Annotated in this window: 21 protein-coding genes and 1 pseudogene; 10 read left to right on the forward strand and 12 right to left on the reverse strand. The window is 64.6% G+C overall.

Annotation, left to right across the window (positions count from 1 at the left end):
- Positions 1 to 61: 61 nt before the first annotated feature.
- Both A5788_RS22970 and A5788_RS22975 read left to right on the forward strand, forming a co-directional pair.
- On the forward strand, positions 62 to 700 hold the full coding sequence (locus A5788_RS22970; protein ID WP_049700257.1) for a response regulator: 639 nt from the start codon (positions 62 to 64) through the stop codon (positions 698 to 700).
- A pseudogene (locus tag A5788_RS22975) lies at positions 697 to 2,039 on the forward strand (sensor histidine kinase). The gene A5788_RS22970 and the pseudogene A5788_RS22975 overlap by 4 nt, the downstream one beginning before the upstream one ends.
- On the opposite strand, the gene A5788_RS22980 reads toward A5788_RS22975, so the two are convergent.
- Both A5788_RS22980 and A5788_RS22985 read right to left on the reverse strand, forming a co-directional pair.
- On the reverse strand, positions 2,006 to 4,141 hold the full coding sequence (locus A5788_RS22980) for a DUF2254 family protein (RefSeq protein WP_049700324.1): 2,136 nt from the start codon (positions 4,139 to 4,141) through the stop codon (positions 2,006 to 2,008). The pseudogene A5788_RS22975 and the gene A5788_RS22980 overlap by 34 nt on opposite strands.
- A 151-nt stretch (positions 4,142 to 4,292) precedes the next feature.
- Positions 4,293 to 4,859, reverse strand: a complete 567-nt coding sequence (locus A5788_RS22985; protein WP_049700258.1) for a hypothetical protein — start codon at positions 4,857 to 4,859, stop codon at positions 4,293 to 4,295.
- 241 nt (positions 4,860 to 5,100) lie between these two features.
- On the opposite strand from A5788_RS22985, the gene A5788_RS22990 reads away from it, so the two are divergent.
- Positions 5,101 to 5,709: a dihydrofolate reductase family protein gene (locus A5788_RS22990; protein ID WP_049700259.1), complete on the forward strand. Its 609-nt coding sequence runs from the start codon at positions 5,101 to 5,103 to the stop codon at positions 5,707 to 5,709.
- Positions 5,710 to 5,779: 70 nt separating this feature from the next.
- Here the strand turns inward: A5788_RS22990 and A5788_RS22995 are convergent, their stop codons facing one another.
- The 10 genes from A5788_RS22995 to A5788_RS23040 all read right to left on the reverse strand — a co-directional run bounded on the left by A5788_RS22995 (position 5,780) and on the right by A5788_RS23040 (position 15,710).
- Positions 5,780 to 6,472 carry a hypothetical protein gene (locus A5788_RS22995; protein WP_049700260.1) on the reverse strand — a complete coding sequence of 231 codons (693 nt, stop codon included), beginning with the start codon at positions 6,470 to 6,472 and terminating at the stop codon, positions 5,780 to 5,782.
- Between the two features lie 158 nt (positions 6,473 to 6,630).
- Positions 6,631 to 7,095 carry a DUF779 domain-containing protein gene (locus tag A5788_RS23000; protein WP_049700261.1) on the reverse strand — a complete coding sequence of 155 codons (465 nt, stop codon included), beginning with the start codon at positions 7,093 to 7,095 and terminating at the stop codon, positions 6,631 to 6,633.
- 130 nt (positions 7,096 to 7,225) lie between these two features.
- Positions 7,226 to 8,749, reverse strand: coding sequence for an acetaldehyde dehydrogenase ExaC (gene exaC / locus A5788_RS23005; RefSeq protein ID WP_049700262.1), 1,524 nt, complete (start codon positions 8,747 to 8,749; stop codon positions 7,226 to 7,228).
- Positions 8,750 to 8,906: 157 nt separating this feature from the next.
- The gene (locus tag A5788_RS23010; protein WP_064864156.1) at positions 8,907 to 9,872 is read right to left on the reverse strand and encodes a linear amide C-N hydrolase; all 966 of its coding nucleotides are present in this window, start codon (positions 9,870 to 9,872) and stop codon (positions 8,907 to 8,909) included.
- Between the two features lie 3 nt (positions 9,873 to 9,875).
- Positions 9,876 to 10,973 carry a baeRF11 domain-containing protein gene (locus tag A5788_RS23015; protein WP_156525608.1) on the reverse strand — a complete coding sequence of 366 codons (1,098 nt, stop codon included), beginning with the start codon at positions 10,971 to 10,973 and terminating at the stop codon, positions 9,876 to 9,878.
- A gap of 183 nt (positions 10,974 to 11,156) precedes the next feature.
- The gene (locus tag A5788_RS23020; RefSeq protein ID WP_064868172.1) at positions 11,157 to 12,158 is read right to left on the reverse strand and encodes a hypothetical protein; all 1,002 of its coding nucleotides are present in this window, start codon (positions 12,156 to 12,158) and stop codon (positions 11,157 to 11,159) included.
- The gene (locus A5788_RS23025; protein WP_064864162.1) at positions 12,146 to 13,246 is read right to left on the reverse strand and encodes a sensor histidine kinase; all 1,101 of its coding nucleotides are present in this window, start codon (positions 13,244 to 13,246) and stop codon (positions 12,146 to 12,148) included. The genes A5788_RS23020 and A5788_RS23025 overlap by 13 nt, the downstream gene beginning before the upstream one ends.
- 74 nt (positions 13,247 to 13,320) lie before the next feature.
- Complete coding sequence (locus A5788_RS23030) at positions 13,321 to 13,989, reverse strand: response regulator transcription factor (RefSeq protein ID WP_049700325.1); 669 nt, start codon at positions 13,987 to 13,989, stop codon at positions 13,321 to 13,323.
- Between the two features lie 88 nt (positions 13,990 to 14,077).
- A complete protein-coding gene (locus A5788_RS23035) occupies positions 14,078 to 15,346 on the reverse strand; it encodes a helix-turn-helix domain-containing protein (RefSeq protein ID WP_064864164.1) in 1,269 nt (422 codons plus the stop codon).
- Positions 15,347 to 15,452: 106 nt separating this feature from the next.
- Entirely contained in the window at positions 15,453 to 15,710 is a 258-nt protein-coding gene (locus A5788_RS23040; RefSeq protein WP_064864166.1) for a hypothetical protein, read from the reverse strand.
- Positions 15,711 to 15,925: 215 nt separating this feature from the next.
- Between A5788_RS23040 and A5788_RS23045 the strand changes: the two genes are divergently transcribed.
- The 7 genes from A5788_RS23045 to A5788_RS23075 form a co-directional block, all read left to right on the forward strand.
- A complete protein-coding gene (locus A5788_RS23045; protein ID WP_231894047.1) occupies positions 15,926 to 17,512 on the forward strand; it encodes a peptide ABC transporter substrate-binding protein in 1,587 nt (528 codons plus the stop codon).
- Between the two features lie 4 nt (positions 17,513 to 17,516).
- Entirely contained in the window at positions 17,517 to 18,443 is a 927-nt protein-coding gene (locus A5788_RS23050; RefSeq protein WP_005207646.1) for an ABC transporter permease, read from the forward strand.
- Positions 18,436 to 19,416 carry an ABC transporter permease gene (locus A5788_RS23055; RefSeq protein WP_064864168.1) on the forward strand — a complete coding sequence of 327 codons (981 nt, stop codon included), beginning with the start codon at positions 18,436 to 18,438 and terminating at the stop codon, positions 19,414 to 19,416. The genes A5788_RS23050 and A5788_RS23055 overlap by 8 nt, the downstream gene beginning before the upstream one ends.
- On the forward strand, positions 19,416 to 21,281 hold the full coding sequence (locus A5788_RS23060) for a dipeptide ABC transporter ATP-binding protein (protein WP_064864170.1): 1,866 nt from the start codon (positions 19,416 to 19,418) through the stop codon (positions 21,279 to 21,281). The genes A5788_RS23055 and A5788_RS23060 overlap by 1 nt, the downstream gene beginning before the upstream one ends.
- A gap of 39 nt (positions 21,282 to 21,320) precedes the next feature.
- The gene (locus A5788_RS23065) at positions 21,321 to 21,737 is read left to right on the forward strand and encodes a YccF domain-containing protein (RefSeq protein ID WP_049700270.1); all 417 of its coding nucleotides are present in this window, start codon (positions 21,321 to 21,323) and stop codon (positions 21,735 to 21,737) included.
- A 76-nt stretch (positions 21,738 to 21,813) separates the two neighbouring features.
- Positions 21,814 to 23,163 (forward strand): NAD(P)/FAD-dependent oxidoreductase, encoded by a 1,350-nt coding sequence (locus A5788_RS23070; RefSeq protein WP_197494440.1) that lies wholly within the window; start codon positions 21,814 to 21,816, stop codon positions 23,161 to 23,163.
- Positions 23,160 to 23,737: DUF1365 domain-containing protein (locus tag A5788_RS23075; protein WP_156525609.1), on the forward strand; the 578-nt coding region annotated here is incomplete at its 3' end. The genes A5788_RS23070 and A5788_RS23075, both read left to right, overlap by 4 nt.

Below are 23,737 nucleotides of genomic sequence, written 5' to 3' on the forward strand. Positions count from 1 at the left end.
TCGCCGCTGATTGCGCAGGTTACGTGCAACAAACGGGACGTCGAACGCCTATCCTGAGTCGGTGGAATCGCTGGTGACTGCTGTGGTGATCGACGACCATCCGTTCTTCCGGGATGGCATCTCTCGCGGACTCACCCAGAGTGGCCGCGTTCGCGTGGTGGGCGAGGCAGGCGACGGCACCTCGGGCCTCGAACTCATTCGTGCTGACCTGCCGGACGTGGCCGTCGTCGACTATCAGATGCCGGGACTGACCGGCGTCGACGTCGCGCACGCGGTGACCAGGGACGGACTGCGGACAAGGGTCCTTATTCTCTCCGCTGTCACCCACGCGCCCATCGTCTTCGCCGCGCTGGAGAAGGGTGCTGCGGGGTATCTCAGTAAGGAATCGAGCCGCGACGAGATCGTCGGAGCCGTCACGCGGGTCGCCAAAGGCGAGACGGTGGTCCCCGCGGAGTTGGCCGCAGGGCTCGTCGGTGAGATCAGGTCGCATGCGCGCAACGACGGCCCAGCGCTCAGTGAGCGTGAACGCCAGGTACTCGAAGGCTTCGCTCGCGGCCTGTCGATCCCGCAGGTCGCAGGCGAGCTCTTCATCGGGGCGTCGACCGTCAAAACACATGCACAACACCTGTACGAGAAGCTCGGCGTGTCCGACCGCGCTGCCGCCGTCGCCGAGGCGATGCGTCGCGGACTCCTCGAATGACTCGACCCTCATTGTTCAGACGCCTGAGCTATGGACGCTCGGGCAACCCGGATGGCCAGGCGCCGCAGCTCGGCCTGACGGAGCTGATCGACGAGCCGCGCATCTCCGAGATCTTGATCGATTACGCACTTCTCGGCGTCCGAGTGCAGGTCGTGCTGCGCATGCTGCTCGCGATCTTCGTGCTGGCGACAGTGCTCCTCGATCCGCCGGCCGACGGCGCCGCGTTCTGCATCGTGGTCGCGGTGCTCTACGCCGTCTGGTGTCTCGCGGGTGTGCTGGCGGCCTCCCGAATACGGGTGGGCATGATCCGATTCGCTTGGCTCGCTTTGTTTGTCGACCTCGCTGTCCTCGTCGTGCTGATCGTCGTGGCGAGTCGTTCCGATCAGGTCAGTTGGACCTCGGATGTACTCGTCAACGGATTCGTGGCCATCCCGATGATCGCCGCGACGCAACTGCGCCCCAGAGTCTGTGCGCTCGTGGTGATCCCGCCGTCGTCGTCTACTTCCTCGCGAGCGCTCTGGCCCGTGTCCCCAACGGCGAACCGTGGTCGCTGATCGCGATGCGCACGCTTGTCGTCGCGATCCTCGCACTGGGCAGCGTGATGCTCTCGACCGTTCAGCGCTCACGAGTGTCGACGATCGGATCTCTTGCGGCACAACGTGCTCGGCTTCTCGACGAGACCGTCCGCATCGAGGAACGCGAACGTCGCGACCTCGCCGAGCACCTCCACGACGGCGCGTTGCAGTACGTGCTCGGCGCGCGGCAGGAACTCGATGCCGCGCGCGACGGCACAGATCCCGACGCTCTCGGACGGGTCGACACAGCGCTTCGGGAGGCGTCGAGGCTACTGCGCTCGACGTTGGGCGAACTCCATCCCGCCGTACTCGAACAGGGAGGACTCGCCACTGCGGTCACCGACCTCGCGGCCTCGGTCGAACAGCGTGCCCCGCTGACGATCTCGGTGGACACCGTCGGCTGGCCGAGCGATCTGCGCACCACGTCCGATCCCATGCTGTTCGCAACCGCACGCGAGCTGCTGACCAACGTGGTCAAGCATGCCGACGCCCACGCCGTCGAACTGTCAGTCGAATTCGACGACGGCACAGCTCGTGTGGTTGTTGTCGACGACGGACGCGGTGTCGACGAGTCGGCCCTCGATCGTCGCGTCGCCGAGGGACACATCGGACTTGTCTCGCGTCGGGTGCGCCTCGAGCAACAGGGCGGCTCGTTGACCGTCACCCGACGTCCCGGCGGTGGGACGGCCGCGATCGCCGAGGTTCCGGTGGTCGACGCCGGAGCGCGTGCTCAGTCGAACGTCGACCCGCGCTCAGAGCCGTAACCCTGCCGGTCCGGACGCTCCGCGAGCCGACGGTCGAGGGCTATCGGCCAATCGAGCGCGACCTGTTCGTCCAGTGCCGCAAGACGTTCGACGATCGGCGGCTGTTGGTCCGCGCCGCACTGTGCCGCGACGGTCTCGTAGAGCGCACGCAGTCGTCGATGCACCTGGGCCTGGCCGTGACTGTGCCTACGGATCTCATCGGTGCCGATCGCGACATAGTCCGCCCACGTCCGTCGATAGCCGCGCACCGCAGGCGAACGTCGAACCGCGTCCGCGTGGACACGAGGCGCAAGCATCAGCAGCATGTCCTCGATGTGGTCGAGCGCCAACACCACGGTGCTCGGATCATTGCCCGCGGTCGAGATCGCCTTGAGCGCAATGTCTGAAATAGCCTGCAGCGCAGCGACAGGACTCACCGACGGCTGGTGCATATCGCCGAAGAGCAAGCACCGCAACACTTTGTGCTCGGGCACCGGCCCGCCTCGAGGGTTGCCGACCACCGCGATCACGCCGACGTTGTGCGGCACGTTGTCGCCGACCATCACCAGCAGATCGAATCTCACACCCCAGGCCGCCGCGTACCGTTCCAACATCGGCACGTTCACCGCGAGCAACACCCGACCCCGAGAACCTATCTCGCGCAACATGATCACGTGACGTGACTCTTCGTCGAGAGCGGTGTCAGGCGTGGGTGCCACGTTCGGCACCTGGGTCTCGAGCGACTCCTCCGGGTACAGCCGGCGGATCGACGCACGACCGTCCGCAGCGATCCATCGCATCAACTGCGCAACGTTCAGAACCGCGCCGACCTTGCTGACCAGCGCGACGAACAGGATCGCCGACACCACCGTCAGGAAGGCCGCAATCGCCGTCGAAGCTCCAGGAGTCCCGTCATCGGGGCCGGTCAAAGCGAGATCCATCGCCACCATCACGCTGAACACGAATGTGGCAAGGAAGAACCCGACAGACCAGCGCATCACCGGCTCACGCTGCAGCATGGGGATGACGCGAACCGAGATCTGCGACGCCCCGAACTGCATCGCGAGCGTCACCGCGGTGAAAACGAGGCCCGTCAAAGTGGCTGTGGCCCCGGCGATCACGCCGAGTACGGTCGCCAAGGTTCCCGAGTCGACGTCGAGACCGAGGTTCTCGTCGATCGTGATGCACAGCAGCGCCGCGACGATCGCGATTAACACGAGGATCACCGGCAGTCGCCACGTGGGGACCACACGAAGCCGATGTCGCACCCGACGCCAACGCACGGCTGTCGCGGCTCTGCTCGGAAGCGCGACGCCACCCGGAGCCGCCGCAACAACCTCGGGCACCGGGTCGGGCGGCAGATCTGGGACACCGAATCGGCCCGCGAGCGCCTCCTGCACCACGATCTTCCACCGAATGAGCGGTTCCCGAAGCCGCTGTTCGCGTCGGACCGCTTTGTCGTACTTGCCTTCTCGGCTGCGGTAGAACCAACGCGCCCACGGTGACGCCGGGCGCGCGATGCGAATGGCGCCGACCACCAGGAGAACCGGAAAGAACATACCGACCAGTCCGGTCCACAGCTTTCCCTTGGCGAGAGTGATCGCCGCCAACACGACATTCACCACGATGCCGAGCATGACAACGATCCGCGCCGTCACGTTCGGATCATCGCGGAACTCGTCGGCCGCAGACGTCAGGTCGAGTGGCCGAAAGCCCATCAGGAACAACGCGCCGATCGCGATGGCGACGAACACCGCGTCGACCGACGCCCGACCCTCCTTCTCCCAGTACACGTCTCGCAGATGCAGGATGAGCGCGAACTCGTCGAGGACGAGGGCACAGCCGATTCCGAAGAGAGCCGCGAGCACGCAGTCTGCGATCGGAGTATCGAAGCGAGAGACCGCGACCAGCCCGAATCCCGACAACACCATGACGATCACGCCGAAGAACTCGTGGTGCAGGTGGAGTCCGCCCGGCGCGACATTGCCTGGCCACCAGCGCACTTCCGCACGAATCAGGCGAACGCTGATCCGGATGAAGATGAACGTCGCTATGAATGCGATCAAGAACAAGAACAGGGGAAGACGACCGGTCTCCACGATCGATCTGTGGAACCAGGTCATCTCAATGCCCTCGGCCGGGCGCACACCGTGTCGATGGAGTGAGCCTACCGGCGAGCAGTCGGGAAGACGGCCGGATCAGCAACGACGACGAGGTCCGCGACCGGTGCGGTCGCGGACCTCGTCGTGCCTGAGTAGGTCGTGTGGGAGCAGGTCACGCAGCCGCCTGGCTCGCTGGTGTGATGATGCCGCTTCCGGTCGGGGTCGACGGCTGAGCAGGCGAGATGCTGCCCGTGGGCGTCGACGGCTGAGCAGGGGTCACGTTGTTGCCCGGCGTCGACGGTTGGGCGGGCGACACATTGTTACCCGGCTGCGACGGCACAGCAGGCGAGACATTGTTGGTCGGAGTCGACGGCACAGCAGGTGAGACGTTGTTGCCCGGCTGCGACGGCACGGCAGGTGACACGTTGTTACCCGGCTGCGACGGGACAGCGGGCGACACGTCGTTACCCGGCTGCGACGGCACTGCGGGAGACACCGTGCCGGCGCCGTCGGACTGCGAGCCACCGCCACTCGTCGACGAGTTGCTATAGGGCGTCGTCGCGGCATGCGAGGTGCCGCTGTGGCCCATTGCCGTCACGCCGAGGCCGATTCCGATGGCCGCGATGATCAGTGCGAGTCCGGCGATGACGCCGACGATCACGTTCTTGCGCTTGGGAGCAGATGCTGTGGCTGCACTGCCGGTGGCGCCGATGCTGGGGTCCTGTGTTGTGGTGAACATGGCTACTTCTCGATTTCCCGGTCTCGCGGCCGATCTGGTGTTTTTCTTTCGACACCAATGAGTTTCGGCCTGATTCCCGCGGGCTCACATCCACCGCAAGGCCGATTGGCCGGGTGATGAGCGCATCCACCGATCGGCGGATGCAAAGACCCGGAGCTCGCCGAACGTCGTGCCTCGGCGATGACTTTCCGGACGACGTCGGGTCTGCCCTCCGTCGACCCGCCAACATCAGGAGCACACCATGGGGATCATTCAGATCGAACTGTTCACCACACTCGACCTCGTCGGACAGTCACCTGGAGGACCGGAAGAGGATCCCGATGATTTCGACTTCGGAGGCTGGCAAGCACCGCTACTGAACGAAACGTCGGGCGCTCAGGTCGTCGCCGCGTACGCCGAGACCGACGCTCTGCTTCTGGGCCGACGGACCTACGACATCTTCGCCGACTACTGGCCGCATCAGGACGACGAGTTCGGCGCCTTGTTCAACAGGATTCCGAAGTACGTTGCCTCGCGCGGTTCGGCCGACCTGACATGGGATGGCTCAACACAACTCGGCCCCGACCTTCCGGCGGCGATCGGCGAAATCCGTGACCGCCATCAGCACGTCACGGTCGTCGGCAGCCTCGATCTGGTCCAAACCCTCTTGTCCGAGAGACTCTTTGACCGCCTTGACCTCTGGGTCCACCCCATTCTCCTGGGCAGCGGCAAACGCATCTTCGACGCCGGGACGGTGCCCGCGAATCTCAGACTCGTCGACCCTCCCGTCGCGAGTCCGAGTGGCACGGTGTTCCTGCGCTACGAACTCGCCGACGGCGTGCCCGCCACCGGCGACATGTCGCAGCGCTGACGACTCGACCGGGGCGGCCTGCTTGCGGCCACCCCGGTCGAGGAATCACTGACGTTGCTAAACGACGTGGTTATGAACCGAAGCTCGGGAACTCGATCGAGCCGTTTCCGCCGGAGACCTTGAAGTTGGTCGTGCAGCTGTTGAACGTCACCTCGTCGACGTTGACCTTCGCATCAGCCGTGCCACCGGGCTGACTGGAGATTCCGTACAGATCGACGACGGCCTTCTTGCCGTCCGAGTTCGCGGCGGCGATGAGGGCCGACAGCGATGCGTTCTGCGCGGCTGGGATGTTGCCCAGCTTGCGGGTCGCCCACCACTGGTTCGACGACGTCGCGTCGGCCTTGCCCGCTCCGATAGGAGCTCCCCACACGAGCGTGGCGAATCCGCTCGACGTGCCGGTGTTCGCGCCCGTGATGCGGATCTGCCAGTTGGCATTGCCGTTCGACTTCTGGAATGTGAGCGCGCTGCCGTTGAGATCGGCGAGCGGCAGTTGGCCCGCCGAGTGGTACGACGCCTGGCGCTTGGTCGATGCCGAGGTCGCGAACTCCAGCGAGCCGTCGTTGTCGGAGGCCACTCCAGCGGTGATCTTGCCTGCCTGACCTCTTTCGTCGGGCACGGTGTTGCCCCAACCGTTCGAGTTCGACGGGGTGGCGACCTTGGCGCAGTTGAACGCCGGTGCGGCCGATGCCGTACCCGGCAGTGCGAACGAGACGGCTCCCGCCGCGGCCGCGATGGCAACTGCACAACTGATCTTGCGGTTCATTCTTGTAAATCCTCTGTTCTAGCTTTGTGTCCCCGACCACATCGTCGATGACGACGTGAGAAAGCTAGCAGATCAAATGACCAACACTCACAGTGACCTCGCAGTTCGGACCCTTCGGGCGACTCGGACAGCAGCCCTCGCCGAAGAACAGACCGCTGTCAGACGCCGACCGCGGCGCCGGTCAGCGGTGGGTTCGCCGCGAGAACGGCATTTTCCTCATCACTGAAAGCCCTTGCACGAGAGAGGAATCGAACCCCTTCCGGCGCCTCGAGACTGAATCCGGCGCCGCGACCCTTCACGACGTCGAGGATCAACTGGGTGTGCTTCCACAACTCGAACTGGTCGCCGTTGATCCAGACCCGCACGTCGGGCAGGGGCTCGGGCAGTTCGATGGTTCCGACGAGGACGTCGCGCTGGCCGACCCGATAGTCACCGACGGGGTAACACATCGGCGCCGAACCGTCGCAGCATCCGCCGGACTGGTGAATCATGAGCCCGCCGTGCAGCTCCGACAACTTGGTCAGGAGCTGCACGGCGGCGTCTGTGGCGATCACACGATCAGGCACCGCTCCGTCCGCGGCCGCTGAGGCCGACGTCGACGGGGTTGATTCTGTACTGCTCATCGTTTACCTCTCACTGTGATCTGAACCACAGAGTAGTCGCTGTTCTGTTGCAGGCGCGTTGCACACGACGAACGCCGCCACACAACCTGAAAAAGGTTGCGTGGCGGCGTCGACGTGCCTGCCGTCAGGATCAGAAGAAGCCCTTGGCGTTCTGCGCGTAGCCCACCAGCAGGTTCTTGGTCTGCTGGTAGTGCTCGAGCATCATCAGGTGGGTCTCGCGGCCGATACCGGACTGCTTGTAGCCACCGAACGCGGCGTGTGCCGGGTAGTCGTGGTAGGTGTTCGTCCACACGCGTCCGGCCTGGATCTCGCGGCCTGCGCGGTAGGCGGTGGCACCGTCACGGCTCCACACGCCCGCGCCCAATCCGTAGAGGGTGTCGTTGGCGATGTGGATGGCGTCGGCGTAGTCCTTGAAGGTCGTGACGGCCAGCACCGGACCGAAGATCTCCTCCTGGAAGATGCGCATGTTGTTCTGTCCGGAGAAGACGGTCGGCTTGATGTAGTAGCCGCCCTCGAGGTCGCCACCGAGGTGAGCAGCCTCGCCACCGATGAGGACCTTGGCACCCTCGTCCCGGCCGATCGCGAGGTACGACTGGATCTTCTCGTACTGATCGTTCGACGCCTGCGCACCCATCATGGTCTCGGTGTCGAGGGGGTTGCCCTGCTTGATCTTCGAGACACGGTCGACGGCCTTCTCGATGAAGTCGTTGTAGATGTCCTCCTGGATGAGGGCGCGACTCGGGCAGGTGCACACCTCGCCCTGGTTGAGCGCGAACATCGAAAAGCCCTCCAGCGCACGGTCGAAGAAGCCGTCGTCGGCAGCCATCACGTCGTTGAAGAAGATGTTGGGGCTCTTGCCGCCGAGTTCGAGGGTGACCGGGATCAGGTTCTCCGAGGCGTACTGCATGATCAGACGGCCGGTCGTGGTCTCACCGGTGAACGCGATCTTGCGGATGCGGTTGCTCGACGCGAGCGGCTTGCCCGCCTCGACACCGAAGCCGTTGACCACGTTGATGACGCCGGCGGGGAGGATGTCGGCGATCAGACTCATCACGTACAGGATCGACGCCGGGGTCTGCTCCGCAGGCTTGAGGACAACGGCGTTGCCCGCGGCGAGAGCGGGTGCGAGCTTCCACACGGCCATCAGGATCGGGAAGTTCCACGGGATGATCTGGCCGACGACGCCGAGCGGCTCGTGGAAGTGGTAGGCGACGGTGTCCTCGTCGACCTCCGAGATCGAGCCCTCCTGAGCACGCAGAGCGCCCGCGAAGTAGCGGAAGTGATCGATTGCCAGCGGGATGTCGGCGGCGAGGGTCTCACGAACAGCCTTGCCATTGTCCCAGGTCTCGGCGACAGCGATCTTCTCGAGGTTCTCCTCGAGGCGGTCGGCGATACGCAGCAGCACCAGCGCGCGCTCCGCGACAGCCGTCTTGCCCCATCCCGGAGCGGCCTTGTGCGCGGCGTCGAGCGCGAGGTCGATGTCCTCGGCGGTCGAGCGTGCGACCTCGCAGAAGGTCTTGCCGTCGACGGGCGACGGGTTCTCGAAGTACTGCCCCTTCACGGGCGGGACCCACTGTCCGCCGATCCAGTTGTCGTAGCGGGACTCGAAGGACATCACCGAGCCGTCGGTACCCGGCTTTGCGTAGACAGTCATTGTGTAGCTCCTCAGTGCCATTTTCTCGTTGCCACACAAGCCACTCGATAGGCCGTGTGTGATCTGTTGCACACACTAGGAGCAAAGTGGTTGCAGCCACGTTGCAGTCACGTTTGCAACGTTGCGGCGTCGCATCGTCGCAGTTCAGAGCACTGAATCAGAACGGCAGCTCTGCCACTGCCATGGCCTTCGTGACGTCTCCGGCAAGCGAGACATCTGCCGGATCGATGACGAGGCAGCGGTCGCTCTCCGAGAAATCGAGCTCGTCGAACTCCACCCAGAGGACGCTGGGTGCGGTGGTCAGCTCGAAGAAGTACCGCCGGTTGGTCAGGTCGGCAACCGTGCGGTACTCGGTGTTGTACAGACCGAAACCCTCGTACGGTGCGCCGAACGGAATCGAGACATTCCGCGCGATGGCCAGCACTCCCGCGACAGCCTCCCGAGCTCCGGTCGGATGCGGGAGGATCTTGGTGAAGTAACTCGCTCGTTGGAAACGCGCCACCGGATTGACATTGCCGTCGAGCGGCATCCGGTCATTGGGAGCCGAGAAGTCCTCCTGCTCCAGGATTCTCAGCTGCTCTCGATACGGTGGCTCGTTGGTCAGGACCGTGTATCGACGATCACGGTGAACCCGAACGGTGCCGTCGAGTACCTCGACGATCGCGGAGTCTCCGGTGGCGTCCTCGATGGCGAGGTGGGTCTTGGCCTTGTGGCCCTCAGCGGACATCATGACGATCTGGACCTCGTCGAGCAGGTCCACCGCCTCGGCGACGGTCGCCGCCTGGTCGAGGAGATACTGAGTCCACAAATGCGCTCCGACTGCCGGCTTGCGCAGATCACGCTCACCGAAGTCAGCATTCTCCAAGTAGAGAAGGTGTGCGCCGAAGCCACGCTCATTCATGCCGTCCGCGGTTCCGACGCCGTAGATCGTCGTGACGACCGAACCGTACTTCGACGTCCAGCGAGCACCGTTCTCAGCGATCTCTTCCCCGCCTGCAAGCGCACCGTCGCGCGCGATTCCACGTGGCATCGCGGTGATCACCGGCATCGTGGTGTCGGGCCAATCCATGGTGCGCGCTACGACGTACGGCTCACTCTTGTTCCACAGGATTCGTGTGCACATCGGTCAGCCCTCGGTAGCGAATCGCAGGAGCCCGGCAGCGGAGACACCGTCGGGTAGATCGTCGGACCGCACGCTCATCACACGGGCACCGGTACCCAGTGCGGCCCGCGCGATCTCCTCGAGGACATCGAGGTCGTCTGCAGGGTCGAGGACCAGCGCGCCGCCGATGTCGATGTGGCCGGCAACGTGGGCGTTCATGTCGATGATGACGGTGTCGACCTGCCCGAAGGTTGCCGCTCGGGCAAGTTCGGCCAGGTCGGTGACCGCTCTACCCGAATTGCGTCGTTCCTTGAAAGTGGTACGCAGCTCATCGAGGCTCGCTTCGTTGAGCTGGTCGAGCACGACCCTGGTTTCGGCGGCGACCTCGGCGTCGGTCATCTCGTCCGGATTTCCCCGCAGCGGAGCCGCGACGACGTGCCGGTATCCGCTCAGGTTGGTGAAAATCGCCGCGAGTGGCTGCGTCGCGGCCACGACAAGTGGCAGCGACGCTGCGTTCAGTGTCGGACGAATCGCATGGTCGACCGCACGCGCATACTGCGTCAGCCGCACCTTGCGGCCCTCGTCTCCGTGCAACCTGCCGTACGGAGACCGTCCGCCGATCGAGCGCAGACCCACTGCCTTCTCGGCGCTGCGCGGCATGTCGGACACGGTCACCTCCCTCGGCGGCTCGTCAGCCGAGATCTCGATCAGCCGGGCGCCGTTCTGCGACAGCGCGAGTGTGTAAGCGTCGTTCGGGAAGGTCGTCGCACGCAGTAGCGGAGTGATGGTGAACCGGTCGGCCAGAGTCGCATAGGACTCGAGGGAGTTGGGGAGCCGGAACTCGACTATGCCCTTCGATGAGACGAAGATCGCGAGGCTCCGACCGAGATGTTCCCAGAACTCGTCGTCGTCGAGCAGGGTGTTCATCATTTCTTCGATCGGCCAGACATCTCGCTTATCGGCACGCCCGTACATCTCGAGCAGCACCGGCTCCCAGAGACCGCGCGCGGCCAAGCGGTTGGAATCGGCGTCGATGCCGCCCGGGGTAGTGGGAACGTAGAGCGTTGCGCTGAGTGGGTCGCGTGCCGCCGCAAGGTGCTCGATGTCGTGGGGCGTGGGCATGTCGAGATGCATGAGGACCAACTCCGGGAGAAGTAGACGATGGCAATGCGTGCGCGCCCGAGCAACGACCGGCGACGCACGCCCAGCAGAACGTTAATGCGGCAGCGATCGACTCCGGTATCCCCGCTTCTAGGGGATCGCGACCATTCACCCAACCGACGGGCCGAGAACCCGCCTCCCCCGTCAGATACGGGAGAGGATCTTTCCGCAGTCGGCGAGGACGATCTGCTCGACTCCGCTCGCGGTGGGCATGACCACGGTTGCCGCGGCAGCGCGCCCATCCGGCAACACCCGGATCGTCACCTTCCCGGACTCAACAGATGCGATCAATCGCGCCAGGCTGATCGCCAGATCGTCGGAGATCGCATCCCCGTCGGTGTTCGGCTCGCCAAGCAGCACGACCGCGACGTCACGTTCTCGCAGCCGCTCGATCTGGTCGATCAGCAGGCGATTGTGCGCTCGTGGAACCCTGATCCTGTCGCGTAGCGCCGCTTCCAGTCTCACGATGTCGTTGCGAAAGCGCTCATCGATCTCATCGCCCGCGGCGAGTCGAGTCAGGATGGGCTCGACAACAGTCCTGATCTCACTGAGATCCTTCCGGGAATCGTGCGCCGCTCGAGCGAGCGCATCCTCGAATATCCGCTCGGATTGACTGCGATGCATCCGTTCGCGACGGACAATCGACCGCAGCACCAGCCTCCAGACGACGGCTGCCATGACGCATCCGATGGGAATGCCCAGTGCATCGGCAAGCTGGTGCTGAGAAAGGTCGTGAAGTACTGACCACGCGATGATGCAGCCGATGAACAACGCGCTGCCCAGTCCACCGATTCGCGGGTTGCCACGCGGAATCAGGAAGGCGACGAGGTACGCGCCGAAGGTCAGGCCCCACGTCTCCCCGGACAGCGGCGAGGCGGCGAGCGAGGTCATGCCGACGAGCAATGCGATCGGCACCAACGCGAGCGCTGGACCGGGACGCAGTGGCCCCGGTGTCGGGGTGGTCAGTAGCAGAGCACCTACCAGTGCAGCGGCGAAGACGACGAGAGTCTTGGGATCGAACACAGAGTCGGGTGAGTCGATTACGACAAGTGCGACCCCGGTGGACCACAGGAGCAGAAAACTCCATCTCGCAGGCCACGTGGCAAGCCCACCAGCGCGGGTGTTGCCGGTCGTCAGGTTGGGCATCGCAAGACCACCTCCGTACCGGCGTTAGGCGCGGACCTGATGGTTCCGGTTCCACCTAGTCGATTCATGCGCCCGGCAATACTCTCGGTCAGACCGAAGCCGGCGGCCTGCCCATCAGGATCGAACCCACACCCGTCGTCGCGGATCGCCATGCGCACGCGGGCATCGGAGATGGCGACAAGAACTTCGCGACGCGCCGACGGCCCCGCGTGACGCACGCTGTTGCGCACTGCCTCGAGAGCGGCGCGCGCCGTCTCCTCTGCGACGTCGAGAGCGACGGTGTCCGCCTCTATCCGTGTGGCGATAGCGATCTCCGGATCGGCACGTTTCAGCGCTCGTGACAGTCGTCCCATGGCTTCGTGGGTATCAATCCGACCCGCGGTGACCGGTCTGTCGTCGGCGAGCGCCCCGTCGAGAATGCACTTGGCCTGGTGCGCCTGCTCGCGCAGGACGGGTGGTGGCGAATCACCGACGAGAAGGGCAGCCGACAAGGTGGACAGGATTTCGTCGTGCACAAGCCTGGTCATCTCGACGCGCTTCTCCGACGTCGCGGCAGCGTCGAATGCGCGGCGACGTTGTCGTCGAACCTCCGACTCGGCACGACTGAGCCGTTCGAGCTGTGTGCGCAGCCCGATGAACACCACCACATACACCAGGTTTCCCAGCGCATCAAAGGTGCTGTGGGCGATCCCGTGCGGGATGGCACCGAACACGACGAAGGAGCTCAGCGCGGGCGTGGCCGACACGAACAGCGCGGCGACCACCGCATATGCAGGGCGCACAACAAGCGGCAGAAGTGTGATGACCGCCGGCTCGACAGTCCAGAGCCACGGGACCGCGGTAGCGCGTTCAGTCCCGAAGTAGGCAACGCACCAAGAAGCTTGAAGCGCCCAGAACAATGCCGGAACCACACGCCAAGCGATCCACAGCACCGACGGCGCGAGCATCCTGCCGAAGCAGGCGAGAATCACCACACACCCGCATACGACGAGTCCGCCGAAGTTCCACCACGTCGCGACCTCGGCGGCATCCGAGTAGACGAAGACAGTTTGATCGAGCAGCAAAATGACGCCACCAATGGCGATCAACCATCCCAGCGTCCGATTCGTCTGTGTGATCGTCAGCCCTTCGGGCTGCAGAAATGCGGCGTTCAGGGCATCCGTCAGATCTGCGGTATCGGCGCGACGATCCCGTCCTCCAACGCCCGCTGATAGAGGTCGATCTTGGTGGGAGCCGGACGTTTCGCCGCGGCGTACTTCACCCGGATTCGACGTATATGGTCCAGGACGGTCTCCCGAGAAATGAACAACAACTGCGCAACGCGCACAGCGGTTTCACCGGCCGCGCAGTGACCGAGGATCTCGGCTTCACGTGGAGAAAGCTGAACGGGAACGAACTGCGGGTCGCTCTCGATCGCAGCCGCCCAGTCTGCCGATGCCGCGACTTCTCCCCGCACCACGAGGCGAACGGCCTCGACGATCTCGCCGGGCTCCTCCGACTTGCGCACCATCCCCGCGGCACCGGCTCGCGCAGCCTCGCGTACCAGCGCAGGGCGGTCCCCCGACGTGTAGACGAGCACCGGGACATTCAGCGAACCGAGCGAGGCGATGTTCTCGGTGGGAGTCGAGCCATCGGCCAGCAATAGGTCCAGCATCACTCCGTCAAAGGACTGACCGGTGGCGATCAATTCGCTTACCGAGGCGGCGGTTGCAACGACGCACATATCCGGCTCGTGATTCACGATCGTCGCCACGCCGACCATCACCGCTGGGTGATCGTCGACGATCCCGATCCGTGCTTGCGCGGTCACTTCGCTGGTCCCTGTGCTCATGTTCTCGGGGATCAACGATAGCGGATTTACCGTGATCAGGCGCGTCGAATTTGCGCTTGACCAGCGGTTTTACTGTTTCGCGAAACCGTCAGAGACCGTAGCGGCGGTCGAGAATCCTGATCCGCCCCCCGACGAGCGCGCGGTCGGGGTGCCCGACCGGTAGTCGATGCTCAAATCTGCGCCACGCGGCCAGGTCGTCGCGGCCATGCACCGACGACGTCCAGGCCCGCAGCGCGGCGACCTGCCCCTCGGCGATGACCCGCGAGCGGACGTCCTCGCGAAGCTCTTCGAACAATTCGGTGATCCCGGGAGCGTTCGACTCGACGAGTAACCCGCCACGACCGATCGCCTCGATCACCGGAACTAGATCGCCGTGGCCCGCGATCTGCTCGCGGAGATCTCCCACGTCAGACGACAATTCGACGGTCAGGCGGTACGGCCTGGACTCGATCACATCGGTACCGAGGTCGCGGCGCAACCGAGAGATCTCGGCGCGGACGGTGACCGGGTCGACGCCGTCGTCGGCGAGCATCAACGCGAGTTGTTCGGTGTTCAGGCCCTCGGGATAGTGCTGCAGCAGCAGGAGGATCTCGGCGTGACGTCGAGACAACGACCTCCCGTTGGCGGCATCTCCCCCACGCTGCCAGCGATACGCGTTGTCGGCGAGCACGGTCAGTCGTGCTCGAGCGCCTGCCTCGAAGGTCGACGCAACAGAAAGGTCGACGGCCCGCGCCTTCAGTTCACGCTCGACGACCGCCACCACGGAACGGACCGCCGACAGGGCGAAGGGAGCAGCAACCTCGCGGCCACCGGTCACGTCGATCACGCCGATGACGTGCCCTGTCGCGGGGTCGTGGACCGGCGCTGCCGCGCAACTCCACTCCTGAACGGGACTCGAGAAGTGTTCGGGCCCAACCACTTGCACACCCCGGCCGGTCGCCAACGCAAGCCCGGGAGCATTGGTGCCGACGACCTCCTCGCTCCACACCGAGCCCTCGACGAAGTTGATATGGCTGGCCCGATCCCGCGCAGACGCCTCGCCCTCCACCCAGAGGAGCCGACCGACGTTGTCGGTCAGTGCCAACACAACACCCGAGTCGGCGATGTCGTCGAGCATCAGAGATTGCACGACGGGGCGCACCGCGGTGATGGGATGCGCCTCGCGATACCGCACGAACTCTTCGTCGCTCATCGCCTGCGCTTCGGCAGCACCGGCCGCCGGGTCGATGCCACGCTGCAACGAACGCGCCCACGAATCGCCGACGACGGACCGCACTGTCTCGGGGACCGCGCCGCTCGCCAGGAACTCCTCGTAGGCCCGGCGGATCGTCGAGGACACCGCAGCAGCGTCTGTCATGCGCCCTCCAAGTATCCCGTCGAGGCTGATCGACACCCGACGTTCACCCAATTGTGCCGTGGAGAGTGTGATCTCAGCAACAAGATCAGCGGCGAAGCGGCCTCGACTACAGCAGACGGCCGTTGCGACGCGGGTACCGCGCCCGCAAATAGCTGTACAGATACGTGCTGACGAGGAGCGAGACCGCCGACACGATCGCGGGAACGAAGAACATGTTGTTCCACGAGTCGCGAACCATCGCGATCGCCCACGCGATCACACAGACGACGGTCAACAAGACCGCCAGAAAGCGCACGATCAGGACAAGCGTGGTGACAACCGACCACAGAACGACCCGGGTCTGCTCGTACGAGCTGGTTTTCACGACACAAGCGTAGCGATCTTCCCCGCTGCGAGCAGGGCCGGAGAAAGTTCACTGTCCGATTAGTCCTTTTTCGTGAGCAGGTCTAACTTTTTTGGTCGTAAGGTCAGTAGGAATGTCTACAAAACAATGATCCGGGGGAGGCTCGTTTGCGACGCCGACATCGTCCACGCCGGCAGATCGCGCCAGTCCTGTTCGCACTCGCCTCGGCGACCGCAATGGTCGCCACGGGCTGCAGCATGGACGGCGCGCGGACGGTCAATACGACCGGTCCGAATGCCATCATCAGTGTCAACGGCACCGAGCCGCAGAACGGACTCATCACGACGAACACCGCCGAAAACGGCGGCGGCCGCGTAGTGGATGCGCTGTTCACCGGGTTGTACTCATACGACGCCGACGGCAAACCCTCACTGGCGAACGCCGAGTCCGTCGACACCACGGACAACCAGAACTACACAATCCATCTCAAGAAGGATTGGAAGTTCACCGACGGAACACCCGTCAAGGCCGAAAACTACGTTCGCGCATGGAATTTCGGCGCTGCGACGAAGAACGCCCAACTGCAGCAGAGCTTTTTCGAGCCGATCGACGGATACGAGGCAGTCGCAGGCGAGGATTCGACCGCCGATCAGATGTCGGGCCTGAAGGTTGTCGACGACCACACCTTCACCGTTCGCCTGACGCAGCCCAACATCGACTTCAAACTGGGCCTTGGCTTCACACCGTTCAAGCCGCTCCCCGACGTCTTCTTCACCGAGGGCGCAAAGGAATTCGGCGAACACCCCATCGGCAACGGCGCCTACAAGATGGCAGGACCCGACGCGTGGCGCCACAACGTCCAGATCAATGTGGTTCGCAACGACGACTACAAGGGTCCCGATAAGCCGCGCAACGGCGGGATCGACTTCGTCCTCTACTCCAGCCTCGACACCGCCTACACCGACCTCACTTCCGGCAATCTCGATGTCACGGACACGGTGCCGGTCAGTGCGCTCAACTCCTACAAGAAGGCGCTCGGCAAGCACGCACTGACCATACCGACGGCGTCCAACCAACAGATCTCGATCGCCTACTACCTGCCACACTTCTCGGCCGGGCGTGAAGGGCAACTGCGTCGTGCGGCGCTCTCGATGGCCATCAATCGTCCGGAGGTCACCAAGGTGGTCTTCCGTGGTGCCCGCACGCCGTCGAGAGATTTCACGGCACGCTCCCTACCTGGATGGAACGGCGATATCCCGGGCAGCGACGTCCTCGACTACAACCCCGCGAAGGCCAAGCAGCTGTGGCAGGAGGCCAACGCCATCTCGCCGTGGAGCGGCTCCTTCCAAATCGCCTACAACTCTGACGGCGATCACCAGGTCTGGGTCGACGCGGTCTGCAATCAGATCAAGAACACCCTCGGTATCGACTCCCACGGCGCGCCGCAGCCGACGTTCAAGCAGATCCGCTCGGCGATCACGAGCAAGGCGATCAAGACCGCCGCGAGGACGGGCTGGCAGGGCGACTATCCCTCCATGCTGGAGTTCCTCGCGCCGATCTTCGTTTCGGGAGCCGGTTCCAATGACGCACAGTATGTCTCGCCCGAGTTCGACGCGCAGCTGACCGCCGCGCAGCGTGCACGCACCGACGACGAGTCCTACCGGCTCACCAACGTCGCACAGGAAACCCTGCTCAAGGATCTGCCGAACATTCCGCTGTGGGACTACATCGGCGCCGGAGGCTCGGCGTCGGAGGTCACCGCGCAGTTGGCCTGGAACGGCTTGCCCGACTACCCGAACATCACCAAGGAAGCGAAGGAGTGACCCGGTGACCAGATATCTCCTCATCCGTCTGGGACAGATGGTGATCGTCTTCTTCGGCGCCACGTTCCTCATCTACGCCATGGTCTTTCTCGTCCCGGCCGATCCCATCGCGGCTCTCGGTGGCGGAAAACCCATGTCCCCGGCCCTGATTGAGCAACTACGCGCGCAGTATCACCTCGACCAACCGTTCTATGTGCAGTACTTCAACTACATCGGCGGAGTTTTCCACCTCGACTTCGGCACCTCGTTCTCCGGGCAACCGGTGTTCGACGTCATGAAGCGCGCGTTCCCGGTGACGGTCAACCTGACCCTGATCGCGCTGGTCGTCGAAACGATCGGTGGCGTGGTGTTCGGTGTGATCTCCGGCCTGAACAAGGGGCGCTGGTACGACACCGCGATCCTGATCGTCACTCTCATCATCATCGCGATCCCGATCTTCGTGCTCGGCTTCGTCGCGCAGTATCTGCTCGGTGTGAAGTGGCATCTGTTCCCGGTCACGGTCGGCGGAAACCTCGACTTCTACCACCTCATCCTTCCCGGATTCGTGCTCGGCGCAGTCTCATTCGCCTACATCGTGCGACTCACGCGGTCGGAGGTCGCCGACAATCTGACCGCCGATTACGTACGCACCGCGTCGGCCAAGGGTCTTCGACGACCCCGCGTGATCACCGTGCACGTCCTGCGCAACTCGCTGATTCCGGTCGTCACGTTCATCGGCACCGACGTCGGCGTGCTGATGGGCGGAGCCGTCGTCACCGAGGGCATCTTCAACATCCCCGGCGTCGGCGGAACGATCTATCAAGCGGTCATCCGTGGCGAGGCCCCGACCGTCGTCTCCTTCGTCACGGTGCTCGTGCTGATCTACCTCGTCTGCAATATCGTCGTCGACTTGCTTTATGCCGCACTCGATCCGAGGATTCGCTATGCCTGAGACCCCACACACCGACGCAGCTCTGAACGCGTACCCCAGCTTCTTTCCCGGCCAGGACCGCTTCGTCGCCGACGCCGAAGACGTCGAGTTGCTCAAGGTCGACGAGTTCGTCGACGACGTCGATCCGGCAGGCTTCTGGAAGTCGGCGTGGCAGGAGATCCGCACCAAGCCGGTGTTCATCGTCTCGATGATCCTGCTCGTCCTCATCCTGCTGATCGTCGCGTTCCCCGGCCTGTTCGCACACCAGGATCCGCGGTACGCAAACCTCGAGGACTCGCTGCTCTCACCGAGTTCCGCGCACTGGTTCGGCACCGACCTGCAGGGCCACGACATCTACGCGCGTGTGATCTACGGTGCGCGCGACTCCGTTCTCGTCGGAATCCTGACGACGCTCGCGGTGGTGCTCGTCGGTGGATTCCTCGGCATCTTCGCGGGCTTCTACGGCGGCTGGCTCGATTCGTTGATCTCCCGACTGGCCGACATCTTCTTCGCCATCCCGCTGATCCTGGCGGCCGTGGTCACCATGCAGATGATCTCGGCGCGCACCGTCTACACGGTGGTGCTGGTCCTCGCGATCTTCAGTTGGCCCCAAATCGCCCGTATCGCACGGTCTTCCGCGATCTCGGCGCGCAACGAAGAGTTCGTCGACGCGTCGCGCTCGCTGGGCTCGTCGCGGTTCCGCACCCTGTTCACCCACGTGCTGCCGAACTCGCTCGGTCCGGTCATCGTCATCTCGACGATCTCGCTCGGCGTCTTCATCGTCACCGAGGCGACGCTGTCGTACCTGGGCATCGGCCTGCCGTCGACCGCCGTCTCCTGGGGCATCGACATCGCCGCGGGCCAGCAGTTGCTGCGCGAAGGTCAGCCCATCTTGTTCTATCCCGCTGCCGCACTTGCCATCACGGTCCTCGTGTTCATGATGCTCGGCGACGTGCTGCGCGACGCACTCGACCCGAAGGCGAGGACCCGCTGATGACAACGGACACAACGAACTCCGAGCTGACCTCCGACAACGAGACCGCTGTACCGGCACCGCTGCTCGAAATCTCTGACCTACGAGTCGATTTCCGCTCACGCGGGCGCGACGTACCCGCGGTACGCGGCGTCGGACTCACGGTCTATCCCGGCCAGACCGTCGCCATCGTCGGCGAATCCGGCTCGGGTAAGTCGACCACCGCCGCGGCGGTCCTCGGACTGCTTCCCGGCAACGGCACGGTGACCGGCGGAAAGATCCTGTTCGACGGCAAAGACCTCGCACAGGCGTCACGACGTGAGTTCGAGAAGGTACGCGGCAGCGGGATCGGTCTTGTGCCACAGGACCCCAACACCAACCTCGACCCGGTGTGGCGCGTCGGATTCCAGGTCCGCGAGACGCTCGTCGCCAACGGAGCGGCCAAGCGCGGCGAGGCCCGCACGCGTGCCGTCGAGGTGCTCCGGCAGGCAGGCCTGCGCGATCCCGAGAAGCGTGCGGCGCAGTATCCGCACGAGTTCTCCGGCGGCATGAAACAGCGCGCGCTCATCGCGATCGGTCTCGCCGGAAAGCCCAAGCTGCTCATCGCCGACGAACCGACGTCGGCACTCGACGTCACGGTGCAGCGCGAGATCCTCGACCACCTCGCCACGCTCACCGACGAACTCGGCACCGCCGTGCTGCTGATCACCCACGACCTCGGCCTCGCCGCCGAGCGCGCCAGCCACCTGGTGGTCATGTACCGCGGCCGCATCGTCGAATCCGGCCCGGCGCAGGAGATCCTGACCAACCCACATCACGAGTACACCAAGCGACTCGTCGACGCCGCGCCGTCGCTCTCGTCCCGCCGCGCCGACCGCCACAAGCCCGCCGCCCCGCAGGCCGAGCCCACCCCGCAGGCCGAGCCGGCCTCCAACCCGCTGGTCGAGCCGGCCTCCCAGCCGCTGGTCGAGCCGGCCGCGAGCGAACCGAGCAGCCGAGTCGAGACCACCCCAGCGCAGGCCGAGCCCAACCCGCTGGTCGAGCCGGCCGCGAGCGAAGCGAGCAGCCGAGTCGAGACCACCCCCACCGAGGTCGTCGTCGCGGCGAATCTCGTGAAGGACTTCCCCATCCGCGGCTCGGTCCCGTTCCGCAAGGCCACGCCGTTCCGCGCGGTCGACGACGTCAGCTTCACGCTCAACCGCGGCACCACCACGGCAGTCGTCGGCGAATCAGGCTCCGGCAAGTCGACCGTCGCGCGCATGGTGCTCGGACTCCTCGAACCAACCTCGGGCACAGTCCATTTCGACGGCAGCGACGTGACATCCCTGAAGGGTGCGCAAGCCAAGTCTTTTCGACGCCGCGTGCAGCCGGTCTTCCAGAACCCGTACGGCTCGCTCGATCCGATGTACTCGATCTACCGCGCGATCTCCGAGCCGCTCGTCGTGCACAACATCGGCGACAAGGCTTCCCGCATCGCACGCGTTCGCGAACTTCTCGACCTCGTCGCACTCCCGTCATCGGTGATGCAGCGGTTCCCCAACGAGCTCTCCGGCGGGCAGCGTCAGCGGGTCGCGATCGCACGTGCGCTTGCGCTGAACCCCGAGGTCGTCGTCTGTGACGAGGCGGTGTCCGCCCTCGACGTCCTGGTGCAGGAGCAGATCCTGACCCTCCTCGACGACCTGCAGCACGAACTCGACCTGACGTACCTGTTCATCACACACGACCTGGCCGTCGTCCGTCAGATCGCCGACCGCGTGCTCGTCATGCGCAAGGGCAAGGTCGTCGACGAGGGCACCGTCGACGACGTGTACGAGAACCCGACCTCGGACTACACGCGTGAACTACTCGCAGCCATCCCCGGGCGAAACCTCGAACTTCAGCAGTAATCCTCGCGCTCGGCGTCGTCGAAGGGCGACAATGGACAGATGAAAACGTTGCTGAACATCATCTGGTTGGTTCTCTGTGGTTTCTGGATGGCGCTCGGCTACGTCATCGCGGGCATCATCTGCTGCATCCTGATCATCACGATCCCCTTCGGTATCGCGTCGTTCCGGATGGCCAACTACGCACTGTGGCCGTTCGGTCGGACAGTGGTCCGCGATCCCCAGTCGGGAGCGTGGTCGGTGATCGGGAATGTGATCTGGATCATCGTCGCAGGTTGGTGGCTGGCAATCGGGCACCTCACGACCGGAATCGCGATGTGTCTGACGATCATTGGCATACCGCTCGGCATCGCCAGCTTCAAGATGATCCCGATCTCACTCGTGCCTCTCGGCGCGCGGATCGTGCCCAGTGATGCGGTGCGCAACGACCCGATCATGGGCGCGACGCGAGCAGCCTGACCCGTGAATCGACGCAGACGAGACACTCCGTTCGATTCGACCCATCCACTCCCGTGACCGGATCCGAACACCGGGCATGAGTATCCGCCAGCGATCCGCCCCGCCCTCCAACGTCGCCGTGGTCGGCAGCGGGGTCGCGGGATTGACCGCTGCGCACGTGCTCTCCGGAAGCAGCCGGGTGACGCTATTCGAAGCCGACGATCGCCTCGGCGGCCACGCCCACACGCACTCGGTGCCCATGCCCGACGGAAGTGTCGTCGGCGTCGATTCCGGTTTCATCGTCCACAACGACCGCACCTACCCGACGCTGCTGCGCCTCTTCGCCGAGCTGGGCGTGGCAACCAAGGACACCGACATGTCCATGTCGGTCAGCTCGACGGTGACCGGCCTCGAGTATGCGGGCGCCCTCGGCTTCTCCGGGTTGTTCCCCACCCCGCGCAACGCCACGCGAGGCCGCTATCTGCGCATGCTCGGCGAGGTGACCCGATTCCACCGGGCGGCGCGCGCACTTCTCGACACCCCCGACTCCGACGAGCCGCTCGACGACTTCCTCGACCGCGAGAACTTCTCCCCGTACTTCCGCGAACACTTCATGCTGCCGCTCGTCGCCGCTGTGTGGTCGTGCGACGCGGCAACCGCGAGCCGCTACCCTGCGCGCTACCTCTTCACCTTCCTCGATCACCACGGCATGCTGTCGGTGTTCGGGTCGCCGACGTGGCGCACCGTCGACGGCGGGTCGGACACGTATGTCCAAGCCGTCGCCGACGGTGTCCGAAGCCGCGGCGGCGCAGTCAACCTGAGCACCCCGGTCCGGCACATCTCCGAGAACTCCGACGGCACAGTCGAACTCGCCATCTCATCCGGAACACAGAACTTCGACGCGGTCGTCGTCGCCACCCATCCTCACCAGGCTCTCCGACTGCTCGACGCCCCGACCCCGCAGCAGCGTCGAGTTCTCTCCGCCATGGAGTACGCACCGAAACCTGCTGTGCTGCACTCTGATATCTCACTTATGCCACGGGCACGTCGCGCGTGGGCATCGTGGAACTACCAGATCCACGGCGACGCGTCGGGGGCAGTAGACGACTCGCAGGTCGCGGTCACCTACGACCTCACCCGGCTCATGCGCCTGAATCCCGAGCATCCCCGCATGCTGGTGACACTGGGCCGCACCGACCTCGTCGATGCGTCGACCGTCATCGCCGAGATGACATACGAGCACCCCATATACACCACGGAATCGGTTGCCGCACAGGCACTGCTACCGGATATCAACACCGACGCGATCGTCTTCGCGGGCGCCTACCACGGGTGGGGTTTCCACGAGGACGGCGCGCTCTCCGGAGCACGCGCCGCGGAGCGTCTCGGTGTCGCGTGGGATTTCGCGCGGCAGACCACGGTCGACGACGAGCGGGAGTCGGCATGACCGGGAACGCCCAACTGGTGCATAGTCGCATCACCCATACCCGGCTATCGCCGGTGCGGCACGCCTTCACATACCGCAGTGTCTCCTGGCTCGTCGATATCGACAGCCTGCCAACACTTTCCGCCCCGCTGCGACCCTTCGCTCAGTTCCGCGGAGCCGACCACTTCCCCGAACCGATGGTCGACGGCCAGACCCTGCGCGATCGCCTGAACGCCCACCTCCTCAGCGTCGGCAAACGCCCTCCAGACGGAAAGGTCGTCGCTCTGACGTCACCGCGCGTCGCGGGCTACGTCTTCAACCCGCTGAGCGTGTACTGGTGCTATCGCGCCGATGGTTCACTCGCGTACGCGGTCGCCGAGGTCCACAACACCTACGGCGGCCGGCATTGCTACGTCGTCGAACTCGACGACCACGGGCGCGCAGAAGTCGACAAGGAGTTCTACGTCTCGCCCTTCAACGACGTGTCGGGCAACTACCGCCTGCGGATGCCGCCACCCACCGACGGTCGCGTCGCCGTCTCGATCGTCCTGGAGCGTGTCTCTTATACACATCTGACGCTGCCGACGATCGCATA

Origin of the sequence: Gordonia sp. 852002-50816_SCH5313054-c, from assembly GCF_001665925.1 — a bacterium.
Lineage (GTDB): Bacteria > Actinomycetota > Actinomycetes > Mycobacteriales > Mycobacteriaceae > Gordonia > Gordonia jacobaea.

Coding starts and splice junctions, on each gene's coding strand:
- A5788_RS22980 (WP_049700324.1), bottom strand. CDS start 4,141: ATGACCTGGTTCCACAGATCGATCGTGGAGACCGGTCGTCTTCCCCTG.
- A5788_RS22985 (WP_049700258.1), bottom strand. CDS start 4,859: ATGTTCACCACAACACAGGACCCCAGCATCGGCGCCACCGGCAGTGCA.
- A5788_RS22990 (WP_049700259.1), top strand. CDS start 5,101: ATGGGGATCATTCAGATCGAACTGTTCACCACACTCGACCTCGTCGGA.
- A5788_RS22995 (WP_049700260.1), bottom strand. CDS start 6,472: ATGAACCGCAAGATCAGTTGTGCAGTTGCCATCGCGGCCGCGGCGGGA.
- A5788_RS23000 (WP_049700261.1), bottom strand. CDS start 7,095: ATGAGCAGTACAGAATCAACCCCGTCGACGTCGGCCTCAGCGGCCGCG.
- exaC (WP_049700262.1), bottom strand. CDS start 8,749: ATGACTGTCTACGCAAAGCCGGGTACCGACGGCTCGGTGATGTCCTTC.
- A5788_RS23010 (WP_064864156.1), bottom strand. CDS start 9,872: ATGTGCACACGAATCCTGTGGAACAAGAGTGAGCCGTACGTCGTAGCG.
- A5788_RS23015 (WP_156525608.1), bottom strand. CDS start 10,973: ATGCCCACGCCCCACGACATCGAGCACCTTGCGGCGGCACGCGACCCA.
- A5788_RS23020 (WP_064868172.1), bottom strand. CDS start 12,158: ATGCCCAACCTGACGACCGGCAACACCCGCGCTGGTGGGCTTGCCACG.
- A5788_RS23030 (WP_049700325.1), bottom strand. CDS start 13,989: ATGAGCACAGGGACCAGCGAAGTGACCGCGCAAGCACGGATCGGGATC.
- A5788_RS23035 (WP_064864164.1), bottom strand. CDS start 15,346: ATGACAGACGCTGCTGCGGTGTCCTCGACGATCCGCCGGGCCTACGAG.
- A5788_RS23045 (WP_231894047.1), top strand. CDS start 15,926: ATGGTCGCCACGGGCTGCAGCATGGACGGCGCGCGGACGGTCAATACG.
- A5788_RS23055 (WP_064864168.1), top strand. CDS start 18,436: ATGCCTGAGACCCCACACACCGACGCAGCTCTGAACGCGTACCCCAGC.
- A5788_RS23060 (WP_064864170.1), top strand. CDS start 19,416: ATGACAACGGACACAACGAACTCCGAGCTGACCTCCGACAACGAGACC.
- A5788_RS23065 (WP_049700270.1), top strand. CDS start 21,321: ATGAAAACGTTGCTGAACATCATCTGGTTGGTTCTCTGTGGTTTCTGG.
- A5788_RS23070 (WP_197494440.1), top strand. CDS start 21,814: ATGAGTATCCGCCAGCGATCCGCCCCGCCCTCCAACGTCGCCGTGGTC.